The following is a 22,542-nucleotide window of genomic DNA, read 5'->3' as shown; positions in this document are numbered from 1 at the left end:
GCCGTTTGTGGCGCAGACTTATGAACTGTCGGTATGAGAAGGCGGGGTCTATATTCACGCCGCATGTCGCGACTGGACCGATACATACTGCGTGAGCACTACGGGCCCTTTGTGTTCGCGCTCGTGGTCGTCACGCTGGTCCTTGTCGTCGATTTCATCCCCAACGTGGTCAAGATGGTGGTGTCCAAGGGCCTGCCCGCCTGGGTGATCATTCAAGTGTTTGTCCTCAATCTCGCCTGGATGTTCGCCCTGGCGGTGCCGATGGCGGTCCTGTCTGGGACGTTGATGGCCTTCGGTCGGATGGCGGGCGATTCGGAGACCACGGCGATGAAGGCGGCCGGGGTGTCTCTGTACCGAATGATCGTGCCGGTGCTGATCCTGGCGGGGGTGATGGCGTCCGGGCTGATTGTCTTCAACAACGAGGTTTTGCCTGATGCCAATCATCAGGCGCGCAAACTGATGTCCGACATCCGGCGCAAGCGTCCGACGCTGGACCTGAAGGCCAATGTCCTCGAGGACCGGATCGCCGGCTACCATCTGCTGATCAAGTCGCTCGACGAGAAGACCTCCGACATTGCCGACGTAACGATCTTCGATCACAAAAACCGCGCCGAGCCGCGCACGGTGACGGCGAAGACCGGCACGATGCGCAACTCGGAGGACGGCAACACGCTGATCCTCGAATTGTACGACGGCGAGATCCACGAGCCCGATCCCGAGGACCGGGTCAAGTACCGCCGCACGCGTTTTGAGCATCAGACCTTCTACCTTGGCGGAGTGGGCGACGAGTGGACGCGGACCGACACGGAGTATCGCACCGACCGCGAGAAGTCGGCGGCGCAAATGAACGAGGACATCGCGGTCTGGCGGGCCTCGATCGACTCGCGCTGGCGCACCATCAACAGCACCTGCTCCTCCTGGGTGGCGGCGGTCTTCCTCCGACCGCCCGATTCACAGATGGTCGCCTATCCCATGCCGGTCGACCGTCCCGATTTTCTGCCCGCCGCCGACAGCCTCAACGCCCGTCAGCGGGCCGCCGAGCGGGCCTCACGGGTGGTCGCCATGATCGAGCGCGAGCGGGCGGCGATGGACAATCAGCAGCGGTTGATCGATCAGTACAAAATCGAAGTGTACAAGAAGTACTCGATCCCGGCGGCGTGCGTGGTCTTCGTCCTCATCGGCTGTCCGTTGGCGGTGCGGGCACGGCGCGGAGGGATTGCGACCGCCATCGGCGTGTCGATCGGGCTGTTTTTGCTGTATTGGGCTTTTCTCATCGGCGGGGAGAAACTGGCCGACCGCGGCTTTGTCTCGCCGTTCTGGGCGATGTGGAGCGCCGATCTGCTGATCGGCGCGGCGGGGGCGCTGCTCTTGTGGACGGGCACCAACGAGATTCCGCTCTCCCCGCGGGCGATCTGGGCATGGACACGCGGCTGACGTCGGGTTGACGGCATGTTGATACGCATTGATCGCTACCTCATCGGCAAGTTCGTCTTCAGTCTGCTGTGGGCGCTGGTCGCCTTCTGGGCGATCTCGATCATCGTCGACCTGGTGGAAAACATCGACAAGTTCATCGACAAGGGCGTGCCCTTTGTCTATGTCGCGCTCTACTACCTGTACTACAGCCCGTATGTGCTAATCCTGGTGACGCCGGTCGCGGTGCTGCTGGCGACTCTCTTTGCCGTCGGATTCCTGGCCAAGACCAACGAACTGGTGGCGATGCGCGCCGCCGGGCTGTCACTGTGGCGGCTGTCGGCGCCCTTCCTGGCAATGGGGCTGGTTGTCACGGTGTTGGTCTTCATGGCCGGCGAGACCATCTACCCGCGCTGCGAGCGCAACCGCGCCGATCTGCGCGAGCGGCTGATCAAGGGAACCGCGGAGCCGGCGCGGCTGCTGCTGCAAAATGTCTTTCTCGTCGGCGGCGGCGGACGCGTCTACCACTTCAAGACCTTCAACACCAAGCAGAATCTCGGCACCGATGTGACGGTGCAAACAATCGACAACGGCCGTCTGACCCAGACGGTCGAGATGAAACGAATCTGGTATCAGGAGTCGGCGTGGGTGGCCGAAGACGGCGGCATCCGCAATTTCTCCCCCTCCGGCGACAGTGTGGTGTCGTACGAGCCATTCAACGTCACAGCTTTCCCCGCCTGGTCGGAAACGCCCGAGGATGTGGTCCGCAAGCGGGTCAACCCGCAGCAGATGACCTACGGGGAGCTAAAGCAGACGGTGGCGCGTCTGCGCGGCACCGGCGGCAATCCAACGCTTGAGGAAACCGAGTTGGCGTTGAAGATCGCCTTCCCCTTCATCAATCTGATCGTGGTTATGATCGGGTTCCCGATCGCGGCACGGACGCGTCACGCGGGCATGGCGCTGAATTTCGGCATCGCGATGATGATCACGTTCGTAGTGCGCGTGTTGTACGAAATCTTCCGGTCGCTGGGGCACAGCGGCGCGTTGCGTCCGCTCCTGGCCGACTTGTATCCTGCCTGGGTTCCCCATGCCTCGATCGTGGCCGCCTGGACGCCGAATGTCCTGTGCTTGCTGGCAGGGCTGATCGCGCTATGGCGTGTGCGGAAGTAGGCCGCTCCCCTGCCGAACAAAGATTGCTTCGCCGGCCGGGCGCACAGCGCCGGGCCGTCTCGCAATGACGATCAGAGGGGCACAAGCCCCCCCTATCGTCATTGCGAGCCCCGCGGCTTTATGCGGGGCGAAGCAATCTTTGTTTGTCGCTGGGCTGCGTCGGAGGCTACGGGACTTCGACGACAATGAACCTCGCCGCCGACTGCGCGCGGATTGTCAGCTCCTTCTCCCCTTCGATGCGCGCCTGGTCGTTGGTCTCCAGAAGCGCGCCATTGACCTCCAGCGCGCCCGCGGTGACATAGAGGAAGATGCGTCGTCCCGCCTCATTGCGGAAGACATGCTCATGCCCGGCGTCCATGTCCGACAGGTAGATTACGGCGTCGGTGTTGAGCCGCACAACGTCCCGGTGTGACGGATCGCTGGAAGCGACCGCCAGCAGGCGGTTCTTGTAGTCGGCGACGCGGGTGGTGCGCTGCTCGTAACTGGGCGTCAATCCGCGCTTGTCGGGCAGGATCCAGATCTGGTACAGATGCAGCGGCTCGCCCTCGAAATTGAACTCGGAATGGCGCACACCGGTGCCGGCGGTCATGCGCTGGACATCGCCGGCGCGGATGACCGTTTTGTTGCCCATGCTGTCAGAATGAGTGACCGCGCCGGAGAGGACGATGGTCACAATCTCCATTTCGCCGTGCGGGTGCGGCGGGAATCCGCCGCCGGGCGCGACGACGTCGTCGTTGAAGACGCGCAGCGCGCCGAAGTTGACGTTGTCGGGATCGCGGTAGGTGTCAAACGAGAACAGCCAGTACGTCTGCAGCCAGCCGAAGTCGTTGAAATGACGTTCCCGCGCGGGGATGACTCGGATCATGTTGCCTCCCGTGGATTGAGGTTCTACGGTTTTCGGGCGCGTTGTCGCGCGTTCAATCGGTAGAAACGCCCAACCGTACGGCAAGTTCCCGCAGGGAGCCGACGGTGTAATCGGGACGGATATCGATGCCGGGCGGTCGGACTGCGCCGCCGGACTGGCCGCGGTAGCGATCCACCCAGGCGGTGGCCAGCCCCAGCGCCTTGGCGGGGACATGATCATGGTAGAGACTCTGCGCGACATGGAGGACGCTGTCGCGCCCGATGCCCATGTTCGCCAACGTCGACAGGGCGCGATCGAACATGCGATGATCGGGCTTGTAGACGCCGACATCCTCGGCCAGCACCAGCGCATCGAATCGGATGTCCAACGACCGCTGGGTGCCGGCGAAGGAGGCATGATCGGTGTTGGAGACGATCACCAGCTTGAAGCGTGTCTGCAGATCGCGCAGGGCGGCGACGGTGTCGGGAAAGGGCGGCCAGTCGCCCACCGAGCCAGCGAAGGCCGCCGCCGCGGCGGCGTCCCCAGGCAATTCAAAGGTCGATTCCAGAGATTGATGCACGCGGCGCAGAATCTCGGTATAGGGCAATGTCGGGTGCTCGCGTTCGATGCGGCTTTCGGCGTCGCCGAAGGCGACGAGCAACTGGCCATCATCGATTCGATCAACCAACCGCTGCCGCATTGGACGCAGCGCCGTGAGAATGCCCCGCTCCCAGTCGATCAGGGTGCCGTAACAATCGAAGGTCAACGCCTGGAATCGGGTCACGTCGCTCATGCGATCACAGAATAAATCTCACGGTGCCCGGAGACAACCAGTGGAACGAGTTTGGCATACCACTGCTGCCACTCTTTCTGGTTGCCCAGATCGGCCAGGGCCTTCTCAAAGGCGCCCATGCTCTCCCAGGTGTTCTCCAAGACGAGCGTGTAGAACGGCCCGGACAGATCCATGTAGGCGCGATGCTCGATCAGTCCCGGGGCGGTCAGGGCCTTCATCCCGGCCTGGATGACGGCCTTGGCTTCCTTGGCCTTGCCGAACTGCAGCTGGAAGGTGTTGCGGACCAGAATCATGGAACCTCCTGTGGACTAAAAGTGGACATTTCCAGTCCGAGTATAAAAAGCGACGGCGCCGTGTTCAAGCACGGCGCCGCCAGAGACAGCGAAATTGTGGGGCCGATCAGGTGCCCATCGTCCACTCGGCGAGGTATTTCTTCTGCGCGGCGGTCAGGGTGTCGATCTTGACGCCCATCGACTTGAGTTTCAGCCGGGCGATCTCCTTGTCGATGCGCTCCGGGAGGGCGTGCACGCCCAACGGGAGTTTTCCGCGGTTTTTGGCAATGAACTCGACGCCCAGCGCCTGGTTGGCGAAGGACATGTCCATCACCATCGCCGGGTGGCCCTCGGCCGAGGCGAGGTTGATCAACCGTCCCTCGCCGAGCAGATGGATGCGACGTCCATCGCGCAGCGTGTACTCCTCGACCTCGTGACGGACCTTGCGCTTGCCCTTGGACATTTTGTCGAGGGCATCGATGTCGATTTCGACGTTGAAGTGGCCGGAGTTGCAGACCACGGCCCCGTCTTTCATCTTCGCGAAGTGTTCCTTGCGGATGACGGCGAGGTTGCCAGTGAGCGTGATGAAGACATCGCCGTCCCTGGCGGCCTGCGCCATCGGCATGACGCGGAAGCCATCCATGACCGCCTCGATCGCCTTGACCGGCTCGACTTCGCAGACGATGACATCGGCGCCCATGCCGCGGGCCCGCACCGCCACGCCGCGTCCGCACCAGCCATAGCCGACCACGACCACTCTCGATCCGGCCAGCAGATGGTTGGTGGCGCGCAGGATGCCGTCGATGGTCGACTGTCCGGTGCCATAGCGGTTGTCGAAGAAGTGCTTGGTCTGCGAATCGTTGATCGCGACCATCGGGAACTTGAGCACACCTTCGCGCGCCATGGCGCGCAGGCGGATGACACCGGTGGTGGTCTCCTCGAGGCCGCCCCAGATGCCGGCGGCGATCGCGTTGTTGCGCTCCTGATGCAGCGCGGAGACCAAATCGGCGCCGTCGTCGATCGTGACCTGCGGCTTCATCGCCAGCACGGCGTCGATGTGTTTGTAGTAGGTTTTGTTGTCTTCGCCGCGGGTGGCGAAGACGCCCACCTTCGTGTGCTTGGCCAGCGAGGCGGCGACATCATCCTGGGTGGAGAGCGGATTGGAGGCGCAGAGGCGGACTTCGGCGCCGCCGTCCCTCAGCGTTTCCATCAGGTTGGCGGTCTCGGTGGTGACATGCAGGCAGCAGCCCACGCGGATGCCTTTAAGCGGTTTTTCCTTGGCGAAGCGGGCGCGGATCAGGCGCAGGACGGGCATGTTCTTTTCGGCCCACTCGATGCGCAGCGCGCCGGATGCGGCCAGCGACAGATCGGAAACGTGATAATCCATATCGATTGAATTCTCCTCGTACGGGGTGATGGCGCGCTCAGGCGTCCTTGCTCAGCGCCGCGGCCATGTTGGTCTTTTCCCAGGTGAACGTCGCCTCGGTGCGTCCGAAGTGCCCATAGGCGGCGGTCGCCTTGTAGATCGGCGCGCGCAGTCCCAGGTAGTCGATGATCCCTTTCGGGGTGAGGTCCCAGTGCTTGCGGACCAGCTCGCTGATGCGGGCCGACGGGATGCGTTCGGTGCCGCTGCAATCGATCATCACCGAGACCGGCTCGGCGACGCCGATGGCGTAGGCCAACTGCACGGTGCACTGCTCGGCCAGGTCGGCGGCGACGACGTTCTTGGCGATGTGGCGCGCCATGTAGGCGGCGGAACGGTCGACCTTGGTCGGGTCCTTGCCCGAGAAGGCGCCGCCGCCGTGCGGGGCCATACCGCCGTAGGTGTCGACGATGATCTTGCGTCCGGTCATGCCGGTGTCGGACTGCGGGCCGCCGATGACGAATTTGCCGGTGGGGTTGACGTGGAAGATCGTGCGGTCGTCGAGCAGTCGCTTCGGAATCACCTCGCGCGCCACCGTGTCGATGAGTTGCTCGCGCGCGGCGTTGGTAATCATCCTGCCGGTGCCGTCGAGAATGGATTCGTCGTGCTGGGCGGCCAGCACCACGGTGTGCACGCGGGCCGGGACACCGTCTTTATATTCGATGGTGACCTGCGACTTGCCGTCGGGTCCGAGGTAGGGCAGGATGCGCTTCTTGCGCACTTCCGCCAGCCGGCGGGTCAGGTGGTGCGCCAGCATGATCGGCATGGGCATCAGCTCGGGCGTTTCGCGGCAGGCGAAGCCGACCATCAACCCCTGGTCGCCGGCGCCGCCGGTGTCGACCCCCTGCGCGATGTCGGCCGACTGCGGGCCGATGGCGTTGAGGATGCCGCAGGAATCCCAACTGAAACCGCACTGCGTGTAGCCGATCTCACGAAGCGTTTCGCGCACCAGCCGATGGATATCGATGAAGGCGCTGGTGGTGATCTCGCCGCCGACGATCACCAGCCCCACGGTGGCAAAGGTCTCGCAGGCGACACGCCCCATCTTGTCGAGACGCATCACCTCATCGAGGACCGCGTCGGAGATTTGGTCGCAGACTTTGTCCGGGTGGCCTTCGGTCACCGATTCGGACGTAAACAGAAAATCGCCGTTCATTCATCCTCCCGCCGCCGGCCCGGAGCCATCGTTGCGGCGCTGGTGTTGAGGGGGTGCAAGCTCAGGGCAGGCCCACGGCCGATGAGTCGCCGACGTTGAGACGTTTGGCGGTTCCTTCCACGGTGGCGCGCGCACCGACGAGCGAATCTTCCATGACGCAACGGCTCACCTGGGCCTCGTCGGCAATGATCGAATTGCGCACGACCGTGTCCGCAACCCGGGCGCCTTGGCCGATAGAAACATACGGCCCGATCACGGAGCGTTCGACCACGGCCGAGGGCGCAATATACACCGGCGGCAGCACAATGGAACCGTCCAATTGATAGTGAAGCGCGCTCTTGCCGAGCAGGTGGCGGTTGGTTTGCAGAAGGGTTTCGACCTTGCCGCAGTCAAACCAGCCATCGACAGGGACCGCGCGCATCCGGCTGCCGCGTTCGACCATCAGCTGCAGGGCGTCGGTCATCTGAATCTCCCCCGCGCTGGTCCGGGCGGAACCAATGACATCCTTCAGGCAGCGGCGCAGAAGCCCGGTTGAGTGGATGCCGTAGAGCCCGACCACCGCCCACTTCGACGGAGGGTCGGCGGGTTTTTCCACCAGACGGGTGATGTAACGGCCATCGGTCTCGATCACGCCGAAGCGGCGCGGGTCATCGACCTCCTTGACGCCGATGGCATCCTCCGGCCCGGTCACGAAGGAGCCCAAATCGACATCGAGGATCGTATCGCCGAGAATGATCAGCACCGGGTCGTCATCGGGCGTGTCCTCGAGCGCGAGGTGCACGGCATACCCCAGGCCGAGCAGTTCGGCCTGCTGGACGAAGCGGACATTCAGATCATAGCGGGTCCGGACATACTCCTCGATCTGGTCGCCGAGGAAGCCGACGACCAGCCGGATGGTACCGAGGCCGTCGACGGCGGCGATGCGATCGAGGATATGACCGAGGATCGGCTTGCCGGCTACTGGCAGCAGCGCCTTCGGAGCGGTGTGTGTGTGCGGGCGGAGGCGGGTGCCGACGCCGGCGGCGGGGATGATCACGTTGGTCATGCGTCTGTCCGACTGGCCCAGTACCGCGGGCCAGTCGGACAGATTGCGCAATTCGCAGACCCATAACAAGCGGATTATGGGTCCGGGCTCATGACCGGTCGGCTACGCCGCTTTGGGACGGGCGACATCCCAGCGGCGCATCAGGTGGCGGACGCCGCCTTCGGTGATCCCCAGATCGCGCGCCGCGGCGCGTTGGTTCCATACGTTGCGTTCCAGCGCCGCCCGCAGGGCCTCGCGCGAGACCCGCGCGCCGACATTGGGCTCATGGATGATGTCAATCTGCTCCAAAAGCCGCATCGCCCACTCGGCAAACTCGGGATCGGAAGGGCGCTCGGCGATCGCCACCAGGCGATGGATAAACGAGCGCAGTTGGCGCACGTTCCCTTCCCAGTGTCCGTTGTAGGCGCGCTCGACCCACAACTGCATGTCCAGACACGAGAGATCCGAGACCGGCACTCCATACTCAACCAGGAAATGACGGATGAGCGGGAGGATGTCGCCGCGCCGTTCACGCAGAGGCAGCAGATGCAACGGCGCGCCGGCCAGGCGAAAGTACAGATCCTGCCGGAATCGTCCGGCGGCCACCGCCGCGCGCAAATTCTCATTGGTCGCCGCGATGAAACGGACATCCAGGGTCAACGGTTCGGTCTGCCCCACCGGACGGATCCGTTGCGAATCGAGCAGCTCGAGAATCTTGGCCTGGAACGGCAGCGGCAGGTTGCCGATCTCGTTGAGGAACACCGTGCCGCCATTGGCCGACTCCATCAGTCCGATCTTGTCGGCCGTCGCGCCGGTGAAGGCGCCCTTGCGATGGCCGAAGACCTCGCTTTCCCAGAGTGATTCCGGGATGCAGGACAAGTCGATCGGCACAAAGGGGCCGTCGCGACGCGGGCTTTGGGCGTGGACATAGCGCGACAACTGGTCCTTGCCGACGCCGGTCTCACCGGTGATCAGGACGGCGATATCGACGCGCGCCAGCCGGTCGGCGAGTTTGAGCGTGTCGCGGGTGCGGCTGTCGGCGCTGATAAACAAGGCGGAGCCGACGGTGTCGGTGGCGCGGGCGCGAATTTCACCCACACGACCCTGCAGGAGATCCTGGGCGGCGCCGCGGGCCTCTTCGATCCAGCGCTCGACGCCGGTTTCGCCGAAGAGCCGTTCGGCCTCGGCCAGGAAGGCGTAGCGCTCGCGGCGGGAAAAGACCGTCGACTGACCGGCGGCCAGGCATGACTTGGCCCACTCCAGCCGCGCGCCGATGGTGCGCAGCAAGTCGACTGACTGCTTAAAGGCGGCGCGGGCCTCGGGATTCTGATCGAGCCGGTGGTGGGCTTCGCCGAGCAGGCGGTAGATCACGCCCTCTTCAAAGCGCTCGCCCACGCGCCGGACGGATTCAAGCGCGCGGTGGCATTCGGCGACCGCTTCGGGGAAATCGCCCTCGGCCAGCCGCACTTCGGCCAGCAATCGGCGGGATTGGCCAACGACCGACTCGTCACGGCTGGGTCCCGATCCGATGGCGATGCCGCGGGCCAACTGTTCGGCCGCCGCCTTGAGGTTGCCTTCCCGCAGTTCCAGTTCGCCCATGTACTCACACCAGGCGCCCTGCTCGCGCAGATGCGGCGAGTCGAAGACCGCGGATTCCAGAGCGCGCAACGCGGCGCGTGCGCCGGTGTGGTCGCCATCCTGAATCCGTACGAAGGCGGTGAGCAGGTCGCTGCGCATGACGTTGAGCGGATCGGACACCTGCGCCAGCGCTTCGCGATTGTCGGTCAGCGTGGCCAGCGCCTTCGGAATCTCGCCGCACAGGGCGAAGGCCTTGCCGAGGTTGTAACGTCCGACCGCGACCCAACGCGGCCGCGCGGCGGTGTCGGCCAGTGCGATACACTGCTCATAGGCGCGCACGGCGTCGGCAAGTTCCGACCGGTCGAAGTGGATGTTACCCAGCCAGTTCAAACTGCGGCAGGCGCCATCGGTGTCGCCGGCGCGCTTGTACGCGTACAGGGCGATGCGCGCGTTCTCCAAGGCCTCGTTGGTCTGGCCAAGGTAGAACTGCGCGATCCCCATGATCAGCGAGCCGCGCGCGTAGAGCGCATGCTCGCTGGAGACGCCAAGAGTTTCCAGAAGCGGTCCGCAGATCTCCAGCGCCCGACGCTGTTCGCCCAGGAATGCCAGGCACTCGCCCTCGATCAGTCGGAGGCGGACAGTGTCCGTCGCCGGATCGCCGCTCGCCTGCGCGAGCGCCGATTGGACGAGGGCCAGGGCGCGTTGATACTGGCGGCCGGTCAGAAACGCTTCGGCGTCATTCGCCAGGTTTGTCATGTGGGCCTCCGCCATTAGCGCGCTCCAGTCTTGGTCGAGGGAAGTTGCTGGGAATGCGACCCGGACAGGTGCTGGCCGGAGAGGTCCAGACGGAAGACATAGGACTGGGACAGTCCCAGGCCAAAACGCAGCACAACAATGCCGGTCGATGCCGTGGGCGCGGACACCGCCGCGGTGAGCCGGCCGGTGTCACCCGCCGGGTGGCCCCGCCGCACGGTGATGGTCTTGCGATTGCGTGCCCAAGCCGCCGGCGCGACCAAAAGCGCGCACAGAAGCGACACGAGCATGACTCGTAGGAGCATCCTGTTCATGGCGTACCTCACTGGATCAGGTGTAATGTCGACGCTGCACCTACCACTGTGCAGACAATGATTTGCGGTATGAAGGGTCCGTAAATTATGGATGCAAGGGTGCCATCATCCAGTAAATGGGCTTTCCCGTTTTTGTCAAGCCTCCGCGGGCGCCCGTGGCGGCTGCCGACGGGCCGGCCGGTGCGTGGAAGAACGCTTGCGGCTGCGTAGCGCTTCGCACGGGGTGCGTAGCACTACGCACTCCGGCGTGGGTTTCTGCGCGCTACGGGTCCGATCCATGGACTCCTCTCGAGAACTGAGCGCAATCCTCTGACTGGCATTCATGCAGTTAGAGGGATTCCCAGCGATCAATCGCAGAATTGTGCATGATGGGTCTTGTTCGGCACGACATTTGTTGATGCGGAACACGGGGAGCCCGTTCCGGGCGTGTCTTCGGGGGAGCGAAACGTTCCCTCACCACCCTGCCGCCGGTCAACTACCACGGACGGTCCCGTCGCCGGCGGCAGGGAAATTCTTTTTTATCCTCAGGTCAATTGCCATATCGTGCACCACCAACGCCGGATGACCGGCAATGGATTGGCAATGGACGCCGCCGCGACAATCATCGAGCGATACTACCACGAACTGTGGAATCAGTGGCGTTGGGACCTCATACCGGCGCTGATCGATCCGGCTCTTGTCTTTCGCGGGTCGCTGGGAACGGACGTCGTCGGTCAGGAAGGGTTCCGTCGGTACATGGAGCAGGTGCGCGCGGCCTTTCCGGACTTCCATAATACGATCGACGAGCTCATCGTTGACAACGACCGGGCGGCTGTCCGGCTGACTTACAGTGGCACGCACAGCGGCCCGATCTTTGGATTTCCGGCAACGGGCCGACCGATTCGATACGCGGGTGCTGCCTTCTTCTCGGTCCAGTCGGGACGAATCACTAAGGGCTGGGTTCTGGGAGATTTGGAGGGGCTGAGGCGGCAGTTGGCAGGACGGTGAAATCCGCCGTAATTGCCTGTCGATAAAAGGGTTGCATGACCAGGTTTTAGACAGGTCTGATTCTCGCCTTTCTTGACTTCACTGGTCAGGCGGGCATACTTGGGCCTCTCGCCGGTATTCACCGACGAGGGGAAGGACGGAAACTCACTTGGAATCCAAGCACATAGGGATACTGACGTCCGGCGGCGATGCCCCGGGGTTAAACGCGGTCATTCGCGCCATTGTGGTCAAGGCCATCAAGCACAATCGCTGGCAGGTTACCGGCATTCTCGACGGCTGGAAGGGACTGCTCAAGGGCGGCTCCACCCGTCCGATCGCACTGCGGGAAGTCTCGGGCATCATTGGTCAGGGCGGGACGATCCTGAAGACCTCGCGCACCAATCCGGTCAAAAAGGAAGGCGGCATCGACCAGGCCAAGCAGACGGTCAAGAGTCTGGGTCTGGATGGGATCATCGCCATCGGTGGCGAGGATACGCAGGGGGTCGCGCATGCCCTGTTCGAGAACGGCATTCCGATCGTCGGCGTGCCCAAGACCATCGACAACGATCTGGCCGGCACTGACTACTGCTTCGGGTTCGACACGGCGGTCAACACGGTCGTGGATGCGATCGATCGCGTGCGCACCACCACCGAATCGCACAAGCGCGTGATGGTGGTTGAGGTGATGGGCCGTCACGCGGGCTGGATCGCCCTGCAAGGGGGAATCGCCGGCGGCGCCGACGCGATTTTGATACCGGAGCGCCCGACGAACATCGATGAGTTGTGCGCGCTCATCACCCGTCGCCATGAGGGCGGCAAGGACTGGTCGATAGTGGTGGCGGCCGAAGGCGCCTCGTTGACCAAAGCCAACGGCAAGGGCGGCGAGGGCAAGCTCGTGACGCAGGACAGCGAAATCGACGAGTTTGGGCATGTGCGTCTCGGCGGTATCGGGCAGGTCCTGGCGCGCGAGATCGAGGCCCGCACCGGCTACGAGACGCGCGAGGTTATCCTCGGCCATGTGCAGCGCGGCGGATCGCCGACGGCTCTGGATCGCTACATGTGCACCCGATTCGGATTGCACGGCGTGCGCCTGATCGAACAGGGCCAGTTCGGGCGCATGGTGACATTCCGCAATAACCAGATCACCTCGGTTCCTCTCGCCGAGGTGGCGGGCAAGACCAGGACAGTGCCACCGGAACTGTTTGAGGAAGCCGCCTATTTCTTCGGATAACGAAAGCGAGGCACGGATGCGCGGTCGGAGAGGGATCCACATCGGGCTGGCGGCGATGGCCGCGATCATCGCGTTACTGGCGTGTCCCGCCGCCGCGTCAGCGCAGCGCCAAGGGGACCGTTTCGGGGTGCGTGTCGGCGCCTGGCCGCAACAGGACATCGCCGGATCGCTCGGATACGTGTATTTCCACGAAGATCCCGACACGCTCTACCGCGCCGCGGTCGAAGAAGACGGACAGATAGCCCCCTTCCTCGAACTCTACGGGCTTTTTAACGTTAAGGGGATCTGGTGGGTCGAGATTGGGGCGGGATTTGCCCAACGTAATGACGTTCAGGTCGATGGGATACAGGAGGAACCGCCGATAACACCGGTGGACCCCAAGGGGGACACATCGCAGGCCAGCAAAATCCTGTTCGGCGACGGCCGTGTCGATTTCATCCCGCTGTTTCTTGGGGCGCGGGCGATCCATGAGTTGGGCACAGCGGCTCATCCGCACAACATCTACGCCCGCGGCGGAATCTCGGTGCTGATTGCCAGCGAACAACCCAGCAACATCCACCCGCGCCTGGGGCGGAGCGTGTATTCCGAGGGAACCAAGGCGGCGCTGGGCTTTCTGATCGGCGCCGGCGGCGAATACTACCTGAGCGGCCGGTTCGGGCTGGTGGGTGACATCGCCTACCGTCTCAGCGATCTGAATTACAGCGACGATGGCAACTTCGATCTGTCGAGCCTGTGGGCGTCGGTGGGCGTGACGCTGCGGGTGCGGTAACAACAAGGAGCGGGTGTGATCAAAATCTCAGGGATCGCGTTGATGACGGCCGTGCTGGCGGCACTGCTTATGGCCGGGCCGCTGGCGGCGCAACCGATGGGCGTACCGAAGGAAGCGCGCCAGGAGCCGACACCGGGCCAGTGGGGCAAGGCGCTGGTCGGCGGGCAACTGGGGCCATGGTTCACCAGCGATCTGGGCAACGAGATCACCGAACCCAACGCCCGTCTCGATGCGTCCAACACCGCCTTCCATCTCGAGTTTTTCTACCAGCCCCACATGACGGGCATTCTCAATCTCGACTTCAGCATCGGCGCGATCAACCGCGGCGATTTGCGGGTGCGGACCGGCGAGGAGGACATCTTCGGCGATGCGACCATCTATCCGCTCAGCGCCGGCATCATCCTCTACCCCATGGCCAAACGGACGCAACAGAAGCTCCAGCCCTCGTTGCGCGCCGGCGGGTCGCTCGTGGTCGGGACCGAGCTGTTTGAGATCAATCTGGCGCGGTCGAATCTGATCGGGTTCGACACCGAATCGCGCACGGCGCTGGGGTACTACTTTGGCGCCGGGGCCAATCTGGTCCTGTCGCCGTCGTTCTGCCTGACCGGGACGGTCAAATATCAACGCGCCAAGTTCGACAAAGAGTTATTCGGTGTCAAAGACTACTCGGGAACCATGGTGCTCATCGGAGCCGCCTACATGTATCGTTAGCCGCGTTGTGGCCCGCGCAGATCGCGGTCGGACCTGCCGCACATCACATCCCAAAAGGAGTCGGAGGAACTATGGCAATCAAAGTGGGGATCAATGGATTCGGACGTATCGGACGGTTGGTGTACCGCGCGGCGATGAACAATCCGCAGATTGACATTGTCGGCATCAACGACATCTGCGACGCCCCGACGATGGCGCACCTGCTCAAGTACGACTCCATCCATCGCCGTCTCGACGTGGCCGTGAAGGCCGACGGTGACGCGCTGGTGGTCGGCGCCAAGCGTATCAAGGTGACCGCCGAAAAGGATCCCACAAAGTTGCCGTGGAAGGAACTGGGCGCCGAGACGGTGCTCGAGTCGACAGGGCTGTTCACCGATCGTGAGAAGGCCGCGGCGCACCTGACCGCCGGCGCCAGGCGCGTGCTCATCTCCGCGCCGGCCAAGAAGGTCGACGGCACCTTCGTGATCGGCGTCAACGACAAGGACTACGATCCCAAAAAGCACATGGTCATTTCGATCGGCTCCTGCACGACCAACTGTCTGGCGCCGGTGGCCAAGGTGCTGGATGCTGAATACGGCATCGTGTCGGGATACATGACCACGGTGCACGCCTACACCAACGACCAGCGCATTCTCGATCTGCCGCACAAGGACCTGCGCCGGGCCCGTGCCGCGGCCATGTCGCTCATCCCCACCTCGACCGGCGCGGCCAAGGCCATCGGCCTGGTCCTGCCGCAGCTGGAAGGCAAACTCGACGGCGTGGCGGTGCGCGCCCCGGTGCCGGATGGGTCGCTGGTTGACTTGACTTGTGTCACCGCCAAACCGGCGACGGCGGAAGGGATCAACGCGGCGATGAAGAAAGCCGCCGAGGGTCCCATGAAGGGCATCCTCTACTACTGCGAGGACCCGATTGTCTCGATGGACATTGTGGGCGATCCGCACTCCTCGATTTTCGACGCCAGGGAGACGCGCGCCAACGGCAATCTGGTCAAGGTGTTCTCGTGGTACGACAACGAGTGGGGCTTCTCCTGCCGTGTGGTGGAGATGCTGGCGCGGATGCACGATTGAGGCGATTGACGATCGGCGATTGGCGATTGAAGAGAGACTGATGAACAAGAAGACCATTGATGACATTATCGGGCAGGTGCGCGGCAAGCGGGTCCTGGTGCGCGTCGATTTCAATGTGCCGATCAAGGACGGCAAAGTCACCGATGACACGCGGCTGGTGGCGGCGCTGCCGACGGTCCGTCGGCTGGTCGACGCCGGGGCACGGGTCATCCTGGTCTCGCATTTGGGGCGTCCCAAGAATGGGCCCGATCCGAAGTATTCCCTCCGCCCGGTCGCCGAGCATTTCAGCCGCCTGATCGGCCGGCCGGTCGGGTTTTCCGAAGATTGCATCGGTCTTAAACCCGAGAACTGCTGCCGCATCCTCAACGACGGCGACATCTGCCTGCTGGAGAATGTCCGTTTCCACGCCGCCGAGGAAAAGAACGACCCCGAGTTTGCGCGTCGTCTGGCCGCCTGCGCCGAAATATACGTGAACGACGCTTTCGGCAGCGCGCATCGGGCGCACGCCTCAACCGAGGGTGTGACCAAGTTCCTCCGCACCGCCGTCGCGGGCTACCTGATGGAAAAGGAACTCGATTATCTGGGACGTCTGCTGACCAATCCGAAGCGGCCACTCGTCGCGATCCTCGGTGGCGCCAAAGTCTCGGGAAAACTCGAGGTGTTGACCAATCTGATGAAGACGGTGGACACGTTTCTCATCGGTGGCGGGATGGCGTTCACCTTCCTCAAGGCGCAGGGCAAACCGGTCGGCAAATCGCTGGTCGAAGAGGACCTGGTGGACACCGCCAAAGGGATTCTCCGCGACGCCGAGAAAGACGGCCGTCGGATCATTCTCCCGTGGGATTGTGTGGTGGCGGCCGACCTGACACCGGAGGCGATGCACCAGATCGTTGCCGTCGAGTCGATTCCTGACGACATGGCCGGATACGACATCGGCCCGCACACGATCAAGGACTTCGACGACGTGCTCAGCCAAGCCGGGACAATCTTTTGGAACGGCCCGATGGGGGTCTTCGAGACGCCCCCATACGATGAAGGCACCAAGGCCGTCGCACAAGCGGTGGCGCATGCCACCGACCGTGGCGCGATCTCCGTGGTCGGCGGTGGCGATTCGGTGGCGGCGGTGCATCAGGCCGGTGTCGCCGAGCACATCTCACACATCTCGACCGGCGGCGGTGCCTCGCTGGAGTTTCTCGAAGGCAAGATCCTGCCCGGAGTGGCGGCGCTCAATGACAAATAGGGCGCGCGGGCCGCACGGCGACAGCGCACGGGCATGACCACATCACGGCGCGCGCCGGAGGCGTAGGCGCCCATCAGGGCTGATATGACCCGGAAACCATTTATCGCCGGCAACTGGAAGATGAACGGGGATGTCCCGACCACGATGCAGTTGTGCGCGGCGCTCCACAAGCGGGAAGCGGGCTGGAAGCATGCCGATGTGGCGATCTTCCCCCCTTATGTGTCGTTATATCCGGCCGCCGACTACCTGCGCGGCAGCCGCATCATGTTGGGGGCGCAGAACATGCATGAGGCGGCCTCGGGAGCGTTCACCGGGGAAATCTCGGCGGGCATGCTGTTGACGGTTGGCTGCCAATTGGTTATCTTGGGACACTCCGAACGGCGGCAGTTGTTCGGCGAGACCGATGCGGGGGTCAATCGCAAGGTCCAGGCGGCGTTGACCGCCGGGCTTGGGCCGATTGTCTGCGTCGGTGAAACTCTGGAAGAACGCGAGTCGGGCCAGACCGAGCAGGTGGTCGAGCGGCAGTTGGCCGGCGGCCTGAAGGACCTGACCGAAGCGCAGATGGAGAAAGTCACGATCGCCTATGAACCAGTGTGGGCGATCGGCACCGGCAAGGTCGCGACGGTGGCCCAGGCCGGCGAAATGCACCGGTTCATCCGCCATTGGCTGGCGCAGCGATTTGGCGCAACCGTGGGTGAGCGTGCACGGATCCAGTATGGCGGCTCGGTGAAGGCGGACAACGCGAAGGGATTGTTGGCGGATCCGGACATTGATGGCGCGCTGGTCGGCGGCGCATCGCTTATCGCCGACGAGTTCGACGCCATCATCCGTGCCGCGGTTTAGAGGATTGCAGAGTCATTCCGAGCGAAGCGAGGAATCTGCTTTTTTGCTTGCCAGTGGGACTGAGGAACAATTGGAGGTCGTGTGTACGGAATCTTCATCGGCATTCATCTTCTGATCTGCGTGGGCTTGATCATTTCGGTCCTGTTGCAGTCGGCCAAGGGCGAGGGTCTCGCCGGCGCCTTCGGGGGCGGCGGGATGACCGGCACGGTCTTCGGCGGCCGTGGAGCGGCGACCTTCCTGGCCAAGGCGACCACGGTGCTGGCGATCTCGTTTTTCGCCTCGGCGCTGGTCCTGTCGTTTCTGAATCCCTCGACCAGCACCGCCACTGGCGGTCTGCAGGGCGAGAGCGCGGTGCAGGAGGCGGCCAGCCAGTTGCCGCCTGTGGCGCCCGCGACGACCACAACCGATCAGACGCAGCCGGCGACGACCCAGCCGACGCCGATTGACCAGTTGAACCCGGAGCAGAATCAGCAGGCGGGTCAGACACAGCAGCAGCCGGCGCAGACGCCGCCGAATCCGACCGATTCGCCGCGATAGGTCTTGTGTGACGCCCGTGGACCTCGATGGGCGGCGGTACACACCACGTGCGCGAGTGGTGGAATTGGCAGACACGCCATCTTGAGGGGGTGGTGGGGCAACCCGTGCGGGTTCAAATCCCGCCTCGCGCACCACAGTAATGCGTTGTGAATCAACTGGTTAGCATCGCGGCGACGACATTTGCTTCGATATCTAAAAAAGAGTCAAACTTCTGCTGAAAGAGTACGAATAAGTAGTTAGCGACTCCGGAGGACTGCCTTACGCGGTTCGTTGGGCCTCGGCCCACCGGGTCTGCTTTTTTTTTGCCCTGTTTGCCGCCTCTGGGGTATTCTCCATATATGTTCCTTCTCTACGTCGACGAATCGGGACGACCTGCCATGGGACAGGGCGAGTACTTCGTCATGGGAGCCGTGGCTGTCTATGAGAACCAGGCATACTACCTTAGTGAGTCTTTCGATCGAGTGCAGGAGAAGTGGTTTCCTGATATGACATCACCGATTGAGTTCCATTCAAGCAACATTCGCGCGGGTCGAGGGACTTGGCGTCAGTTCCAGAGCAAGATGCGCGACGCGATACTGCAAGATTTGTGCCAAGCCATCCTTGATGTGAATCCGAGAGGCCTCATGCTGTTCGGAGTGGCGATGCACAAATCGTCATTTGGCCATGATGATCCAGTCGAGAAGTCTTTTCATGAGCTCTGTGGGCACTTCGACGCCTTCTTGAATCGGACAAATGCGCCTGTGGGCGCCGAAAAAGATCAAAGACGCGACCGAAATCGAGGTCTGATGGTCTTGGACTCGCAACGGTACACTGGGCACCTGGACAAACTGCTTTTGGAATACCGACGAAAAGGGACCAAGTTCGGAAGAGTAAAGAACTACGCTGACGCCCCAGCGTTTGCGGACTCGAAGACTACCCGCCTACTCCAAGCCGCGGACCTAGTCTCCTATGCGGTTTATCGAAGATACGAGGAAGGGGACGCTAAACTGCTTGACAAGCTCCTCCCTCGTTTCGACCAAGATCAGGACAAGATCCACGGACTCATGCATCTTGTGTCAAAGTGGCGTGAATGTCTCTGTCCAGCTTGTATGAGCAGGAAACTAACTTAGCAAATTTCGTAGTTGTGTTTCCTACCACGATCGATTCAGAGGTTGAGTCGCTCCTATGCCGGAGGCCTATTTCTCGACGGCCCTTGTCGTGCGATGATCCGCCCTTGAACAAGTATCATGACCGCCACAAAAGTGATTGACAGGGCCTTCGGGCCCTCTTCTTTGTATGGCAATGATTGATTCTGCTGGAGTACCTGAAGAGAATGCTCCTCAACAACCCACCGGGAAACGATGCCGTCGCCCATCATGGATGACGGTTTGGACTGCCATAGCCGCTGTTGCGGCGGTATTCGCCGCGGTAGCCGCATACCTTGTGCTGTGCAAGCCCACCATGTCGTCGCGCGAAGGCCAAGCCACTATCGGAGTCCAATTGGATAGATTCGGCCGGCTGTTGGACAGCATCGAACAAGCGTACCCGGACAGTATTGCGACTGCGAACAAGCGAGCAGGCGCTCAAGGTCTTCTTCCGACCGGTACGAGGGCGGAACTTGAGCGAAAAGCAGCATTGGAACCGCTCGCCGACTCAATCTCGGTGAGATGGCACGACATTGATGACCGCATCCGGACTGTGATGGCAGCGATGGACGAAGCCGTTGATTCGCTTGAACCAGTTGCCGAGTTCAGAGATCTGTTCTACCGAAGACATGACTTGAAGATACGCAAGGATTCACTCCTGGAAGCCCTGAGCCGCTCGATCCGTACGGCAAGATGAGTCCCACCAGGATAGTTCTCGTTAGCGCGATGGACCTGACTTTCGACTTCGCCCGCTGTCCCTGGCCATCTGATGACCCGCTTATGCTCGATTACCACGATTGTGAGTGGGGCGTGCCGGTGCATGATGACCGCAGGTTGTTCGAGTTCCTGACTCTCGAAGTGGCGCAGGCGGGGTTGTCGTGGCGGACAGTGCTCTACAAGCGCGAGAACTACCGCCGGGCCTTCGATGGGTTCGATCCGGAGAAGATTGCGCGTTACAACAAGCACAATGTCGAGTCGCTGATGAAAAACGAGGGCATCATCCGCAACCGGCTGAAAATCGAGGCGACGATCTCCAACGCGCGGGCGTTCCTGAAGACGGTCGAAGAGTTCGGCCGTTTCGACGCCTATATCTGGCGCTTTACCGACGGCCGTCCGATCGTCAACCGCTGGAAGACCACCAAGCAGATTCCGGCGTCAACACCTATCTCGGATGCCATGTCCAAGGACCTCAAGGCGCGCGGATTCCGGTTTGTCGGCACAACGATCATGTACGCGCACATGCAGGCAACGGGGATGGTCAACGACCACTTGGTGAGTTGTTTCCGGCACGCGGAGTGTCAGATCGACCCCCGGTAGGGGCGTATTGCATACGCCCCTTGCCGCGATGTGAGATCGGGCGTATGCAATACGCCCCTACATTGGTGATGAGATGATGCAGCAGAGCAGTGCCAACCCACAATTGCTTCGTCTTCGGGTCTCGGTCTTCCTCGCGGTGAGTCTGGATGGATTCATCGCGCGCGCCGACGGAGGGATCGACTGGCTGATGCGGTATGAGGACCCGGGCAACGAGGACTACGGGTTCAAGGACTTCTTCGACACGGTCGACGCGATCGTCATGGGCCGTAACACCTACGATCTGGCGTTGTCGTTCGACACCTGGCTTTATGGCGACACGCGGATGATCGTGCTCACGCACCGTCCCGTGACATCAAAACACAATGAGACGGCCTATGCGGGATCGCTGACCGACCTGGTCGAGACGCTGGGACGCGAAGGAGTGCGGCGCATCTACCTCGACGGCGGCCAGACGGTGCGTCAGGGGCTGGCCGCGGGCCTGGTCGACGACATGACGCTCACGCTGATTCCCACGCTGCTCGGCCAGGGCATCCCCCTCTTCGGCGCGGATGTCCCGGAAAGCCGATGGACGCTTGTGGGCACGAAAAGTTACGCGAACGGATTGGTGCAGGTGCGGTATGAGCGGGCGGGGTTAGCTTAGTCTAGGCATCTGTACCGGTATCGAGGTTCTGAGAGGAAATCTTCTTGCGGTAACGATTGATCGCCGCGAATACACGACGACGCCGGTTTTCGTCGTGGCAACTAGCTGCGCACTCTATGATCCCGCGCGACGTGATCAGTAACGCAGCGGCGGTCTTTGCGTCATCCGCTCGATCATCGTCGAGTCGGTAGTCGGCACGTATTCTCGCACTGTGCAGGTCCGCAAGCTGCTTCGCCGCTGTGCGTAACTCCGTGTCCCCGCAGTTGTGGAGTAGATTTCGGATTGTGCCGTGCGCTCCCGAATTCGCCACGACGGGTATATTGATGCTATTCAGGAATCTCGAACATGAATGAAACGCCCCATAGTAGCCTCTGCTGACAGCGCTTCTTATCGCCGCAGGAAGAGGTTTCTTCGCTAGGTCCTCGCCTAGCTTCTGAAATTCGGTTGGCTCCAAGTGATTCGACTCACACAATATTAAAGGATAGGCGGATGTAATCACACTTTGGCCACGATACTTCGCGTGTCCATTCAGAACTATACTCTTTGTGCGCGAGCGCGACATCTGTAACTTCGCCCATTGTCGTAAAGGAATGCAGAATCCAGACTTCGGCACTTTCTGGATCTGCTTCCATCGTGAAGTGCTCACTCCACACATTCTGAAAGTGTTTTCGCACAAGTGACTTGGAAAGCGCTATCTCGCCCCACAATCTACGAACCCCGACATAAGCGGCCACCCTGGCCGGCAGCTCTTGGCTTTGACTAATTGGCTGCAGGTCCGCCGTGATTGCACTCATCGTCACAATTGAGTCGTGGATCCGGAGGCTAGACAAGTCAAACAAGTCCTCATAGGAGGTCGCCTGTAGCGCATCGTTGTAAGCCGCCAGTATTCCAGGCTCTGAGTCGGGCGAGCGCAGTCCCGCTGAAGAGGTGCTGACAATCACACTGCGCGAATTAAGGGCTGGATGCCAGCCAAGCGAGTGAATTTGCACTCGGCTGGCCCGCTGCCGATCCGGAGTGGAAGGAGTGGTCTCACTTGTGTGGATTCTGTCCTTCATCGTCTTTCCTCCAAGTGAGTGGAAACAAGTGGAACTAGTTCTGAGAAGAGCACAAAGTCCGTAATGATCGCATCAATTCTTGATCTATCTTTATCCAACCCGATGGTCTCCAGATTTAAATTACAGGCGAACCTCGTACTCTGCTTCCGATTGAGTTGGAGTCTGAGACTCTTGTGGTCATTCAACTGCCAACGAAGGTCATTTTCGACAAGTACTGCGTTGCTCGTGCTTAAGAATCCCACTGTAGCTGAGAATAGCACTGGCGTATGAAAACTTGGTGAGAGACGTCCGAACTCCTGCATGGC

General features: G+C 62.0%; 22 protein-coding genes and 1 tRNA gene. 14 read left to right on the top strand and 9 right to left on the bottom strand.

All coding sequences use genetic code 11. From position 1 onward, the window contains the following. Window positions 1-63 precede the first annotated feature (63 nt). Both VNN55_06595 and VNN55_06590 read left to right on the top strand, forming a co-directional pair. Window positions 64-1,434: an LptF/LptG family permease gene (locus tag VNN55_06595; GenBank protein HWO57217.1), complete on the top strand. Its 1,371-nt coding sequence runs from the start codon at window positions 64-66 to the stop codon at window positions 1,432-1,434. Window positions 1,435-1,449: 15 nt separating this feature from the next. Continuing rightward, complete coding sequence (locus VNN55_06590; GenBank protein ID HWO57216.1) at window positions 1,450-2,580, top strand: LptF/LptG family permease; 1,131 nt, start codon at window positions 1,450-1,452, stop codon at window positions 2,578-2,580. Window positions 2,581-2,746: 166 nt separating this feature from the next. On the opposite strand, the gene VNN55_06585 is transcribed toward VNN55_06590, so the two are convergent. From VNN55_06585 to VNN55_06550, 8 genes are all read right to left on the bottom strand, one after another. Further along, window positions 2,747-3,445: a pirin family protein gene (locus tag VNN55_06585; GenBank protein ID HWO57215.1), complete on the bottom strand. Its 699-nt coding sequence runs from the start codon at window positions 3,443-3,445 to the stop codon at window positions 2,747-2,749. A 52-nt stretch (window positions 3,446-3,497) separates the two neighbouring features. After that, a complete protein-coding gene (locus VNN55_06580) occupies window positions 3,498-4,217 on the bottom strand; it encodes an HAD-IA family hydrolase (protein ID HWO57214.1) in 720 nt (239 codons plus the stop codon). Next, window positions 4,214-4,510, bottom strand: coding sequence for an NIPSNAP family protein (locus tag VNN55_06575; GenBank protein HWO57213.1), 297 nt, complete (start codon window positions 4,508-4,510; stop codon window positions 4,214-4,216). The genes VNN55_06580 and VNN55_06575 overlap by 4 nt, the downstream gene beginning before the upstream one ends. Before the next feature lie 106 nt (window positions 4,511-4,616). Further along, window positions 4,617-5,876: an adenosylhomocysteinase gene (ahcY, locus tag VNN55_06570; GenBank protein ID HWO57212.1), complete on the bottom strand. Its 1,260-nt coding sequence runs from the start codon at window positions 5,874-5,876 to the stop codon at window positions 4,617-4,619. A 37-nt stretch (window positions 5,877-5,913) separates the two neighbouring features. Further along, window positions 5,914-7,068, bottom strand: coding sequence for a methionine adenosyltransferase (metK, locus tag VNN55_06565; protein HWO57211.1), 1,155 nt, complete (start codon window positions 7,066-7,068; stop codon window positions 5,914-5,916). A gap of 61 nt (window positions 7,069-7,129) precedes the next feature. Next, window positions 7,130-8,113: a sugar phosphate nucleotidyltransferase gene (locus tag VNN55_06560; GenBank protein HWO57210.1), complete on the bottom strand. Its 984-nt coding sequence runs from the start codon at window positions 8,111-8,113 to the stop codon at window positions 7,130-7,132. Between the two features lie 102 nt (window positions 8,114-8,215). Then, window positions 8,216-10,426 carry a sigma 54-interacting transcriptional regulator gene (locus VNN55_06555; GenBank protein HWO57209.1) on the bottom strand — a complete coding sequence of 737 codons (2,211 nt, stop codon included), beginning with the start codon at window positions 10,424-10,426 and terminating at the stop codon, window positions 8,216-8,218. A 14-nt stretch (window positions 10,427-10,440) separates the two neighbouring features. Beyond that, window positions 10,441-10,737: a hypothetical protein gene (locus VNN55_06550; GenBank protein HWO57208.1), complete on the bottom strand. Its 297-nt coding sequence runs from the start codon at window positions 10,735-10,737 to the stop codon at window positions 10,441-10,443. 375 nt (window positions 10,738-11,112) lie between these two features. On the opposite strand from VNN55_06550, the gene VNN55_06545 reads away from it, so the two are divergent. From VNN55_06545 to VNN55_06490, 12 genes are all read left to right on the top strand, one after another. After that, entirely contained in the window at window positions 11,113-11,724 is a 612-nt protein-coding gene (locus VNN55_06545; protein HWO57207.1) for an ester cyclase, read from the top strand. Window positions 11,725-11,872: 148 nt separating this feature from the next. Continuing rightward, window positions 11,873-12,934: an ATP-dependent 6-phosphofructokinase gene (locus VNN55_06540; GenBank protein ID HWO57206.1), complete on the top strand. Its 1,062-nt coding sequence runs from the start codon at window positions 11,873-11,875 to the stop codon at window positions 12,932-12,934. A gap of 16 nt (window positions 12,935-12,950) precedes the next feature. After that, window positions 12,951-13,703 carry a hypothetical protein gene (locus VNN55_06535; protein ID HWO57205.1) on the top strand — a complete coding sequence of 251 codons (753 nt, stop codon included), beginning with the start codon at window positions 12,951-12,953 and terminating at the stop codon, window positions 13,701-13,703. A 15-nt stretch (window positions 13,704-13,718) separates the two neighbouring features. Beyond that, complete coding sequence (locus VNN55_06530) at window positions 13,719-14,414, top strand: hypothetical protein (protein ID HWO57204.1); 696 nt, start codon at window positions 13,719-13,721, stop codon at window positions 14,412-14,414. 71 nt (window positions 14,415-14,485) lie between these two features. Further along, window positions 14,486-15,481: a type I glyceraldehyde-3-phosphate dehydrogenase gene (gene gap, locus VNN55_06525; GenBank protein ID HWO57203.1), complete on the top strand. Its 996-nt coding sequence runs from the start codon at window positions 14,486-14,488 to the stop codon at window positions 15,479-15,481. Between the two features lie 40 nt (window positions 15,482-15,521). Then, window positions 15,522-16,721 carry a phosphoglycerate kinase gene (locus tag VNN55_06520; protein HWO57202.1) on the top strand — a complete coding sequence of 400 codons (1,200 nt, stop codon included), beginning with the start codon at window positions 15,522-15,524 and terminating at the stop codon, window positions 16,719-16,721. A gap of 84 nt (window positions 16,722-16,805) precedes the next feature. Beyond that, a complete protein-coding gene (gene tpiA, locus VNN55_06515; GenBank protein HWO57201.1) occupies window positions 16,806-17,564 on the top strand; it encodes a triose-phosphate isomerase in 759 nt (252 codons plus the stop codon). Window positions 17,565-17,645: 81 nt separating this feature from the next. Next, complete coding sequence (secG, locus tag VNN55_06510) at window positions 17,646-18,101, top strand: preprotein translocase subunit SecG (protein HWO57200.1); 456 nt, start codon at window positions 17,646-17,648, stop codon at window positions 18,099-18,101. Between the two features lie 49 nt (window positions 18,102-18,150). Beyond that, window positions 18,151-18,235, top strand: a tRNA-Leu gene (locus VNN55_06505). Window positions 18,236-19,601: 1,366 nt separating this feature from the next. After that, window positions 19,602-19,922, top strand: coding sequence for a hypothetical protein (locus tag VNN55_06500; protein HWO57199.1), 321 nt, complete (start codon window positions 19,602-19,604; stop codon window positions 19,920-19,922). A 29-nt stretch (window positions 19,923-19,951) separates the two neighbouring features. Further along, window positions 19,952-20,542: a DNA-3-methyladenine glycosylase I gene (locus VNN55_06495; GenBank protein ID HWO57198.1), complete on the top strand. Its 591-nt coding sequence runs from the start codon at window positions 19,952-19,954 to the stop codon at window positions 20,540-20,542. A 76-nt stretch (window positions 20,543-20,618) separates the two neighbouring features. Next, entirely contained in the window at window positions 20,619-21,182 is a 564-nt protein-coding gene (locus tag VNN55_06490) for a dihydrofolate reductase family protein (protein ID HWO57197.1), read from the top strand. Window positions 21,183-21,646: 464 nt separating this feature from the next. Here the strand turns inward: VNN55_06490 and VNN55_06485 are convergent, their stop codons facing one another. Continuing rightward, window positions 21,647-22,237 (bottom strand): hypothetical protein, encoded by a 591-nt coding sequence (locus VNN55_06485; GenBank protein HWO57196.1) that lies wholly within the window; start codon window positions 22,235-22,237, stop codon window positions 21,647-21,649. Between the last annotated feature and the right edge of the window lie 305 nt (window positions 22,238-22,542).

This window comes from bacterium (genome assembly GCA_035559435.1).
In the GTDB taxonomy this organism is placed as follows: Bacteria; Zixibacteria; MSB-5A5; order WJJR01; family WJJR01; genus JACQFV01.
The sequence above is the reverse complement of the archived record's forward strand: the minus strand, read 5'-3'. Positions and strand labels throughout refer to the sequence as shown.

Bases quoted from the DNA above. Each gene is read 5' to 3' on its own strand.
- gap (HWO57203.1), top strand. From the start codon at position 14,486: ATGGCAATCAAAGTGGGGATCAATGGATTCGGACGTATCGGACGGTTG.
- VNN55_06490 (HWO57197.1), top strand. From the start codon at position 20,619: ATGCAGCAGAGCAGTGCCAACCCACAATTGCTTCGTCTTCGGGTCTCG.
- VNN55_06535 (HWO57205.1), top strand. From the start codon at position 12,951: ATGCGCGGTCGGAGAGGGATCCACATCGGGCTGGCGGCGATGGCCGCG.
- metK (HWO57211.1), bottom strand. From the start codon at position 7,068: ATGAACGGCGATTTTCTGTTTACGTCCGAATCGGTGACCGAAGGCCAC.
- tpiA (HWO57201.1), top strand. From the start codon at position 16,806: ATGACCCGGAAACCATTTATCGCCGGCAACTGGAAGATGAACGGGGAT.
- VNN55_06485 (HWO57196.1), bottom strand. From the start codon at position 22,237: ATGAAGGACAGAATCCACACAAGTGAGACCACTCCTTCCACTCCGGAT.
- VNN55_06495 (HWO57198.1), top strand. From the start codon at position 19,952: ATGGACCTGACTTTCGACTTCGCCCGCTGTCCCTGGCCATCTGATGAC.
- VNN55_06590 (HWO57216.1), top strand. From the start codon at position 1,450: ATGTTGATACGCATTGATCGCTACCTCATCGGCAAGTTCGTCTTCAGT.
- VNN55_06520 (HWO57202.1), top strand. From the start codon at position 15,522: ATGAACAAGAAGACCATTGATGACATTATCGGGCAGGTGCGCGGCAAG.
- ahcY (HWO57212.1), bottom strand. From the start codon at position 5,876: ATGGATTATCACGTTTCCGATCTGTCGCTGGCCGCATCCGGCGCGCTG.
- VNN55_06555 (HWO57209.1), bottom strand. From the start codon at position 10,426: ATGACAAACCTGGCGAATGACGCCGAAGCGTTTCTGACCGGCCGCCAG.
- VNN55_06595 (HWO57217.1), top strand. From the start codon at position 64: ATGTCGCGACTGGACCGATACATACTGCGTGAGCACTACGGGCCCTTT.
- VNN55_06585 (HWO57215.1), bottom strand. From the start codon at position 3,445: ATGATCCGAGTCATCCCCGCGCGGGAACGTCATTTCAACGACTTCGGC.
- VNN55_06580 (HWO57214.1), bottom strand. From the start codon at position 4,217: ATGAGCGACGTGACCCGATTCCAGGCGTTGACCTTCGATTGTTACGGC.
- VNN55_06550 (HWO57208.1), bottom strand. From the start codon at position 10,737: ATGAACAGGATGCTCCTACGAGTCATGCTCGTGTCGCTTCTGTGCGCG.
- VNN55_06575 (HWO57213.1), bottom strand. From the start codon at position 4,510: ATGATTCTGGTCCGCAACACCTTCCAGCTGCAGTTCGGCAAGGCCAAG.
- VNN55_06560 (HWO57210.1), bottom strand. From the start codon at position 8,113: ATGACCAACGTGATCATCCCCGCCGCCGGCGTCGGCACCCGCCTCCGC.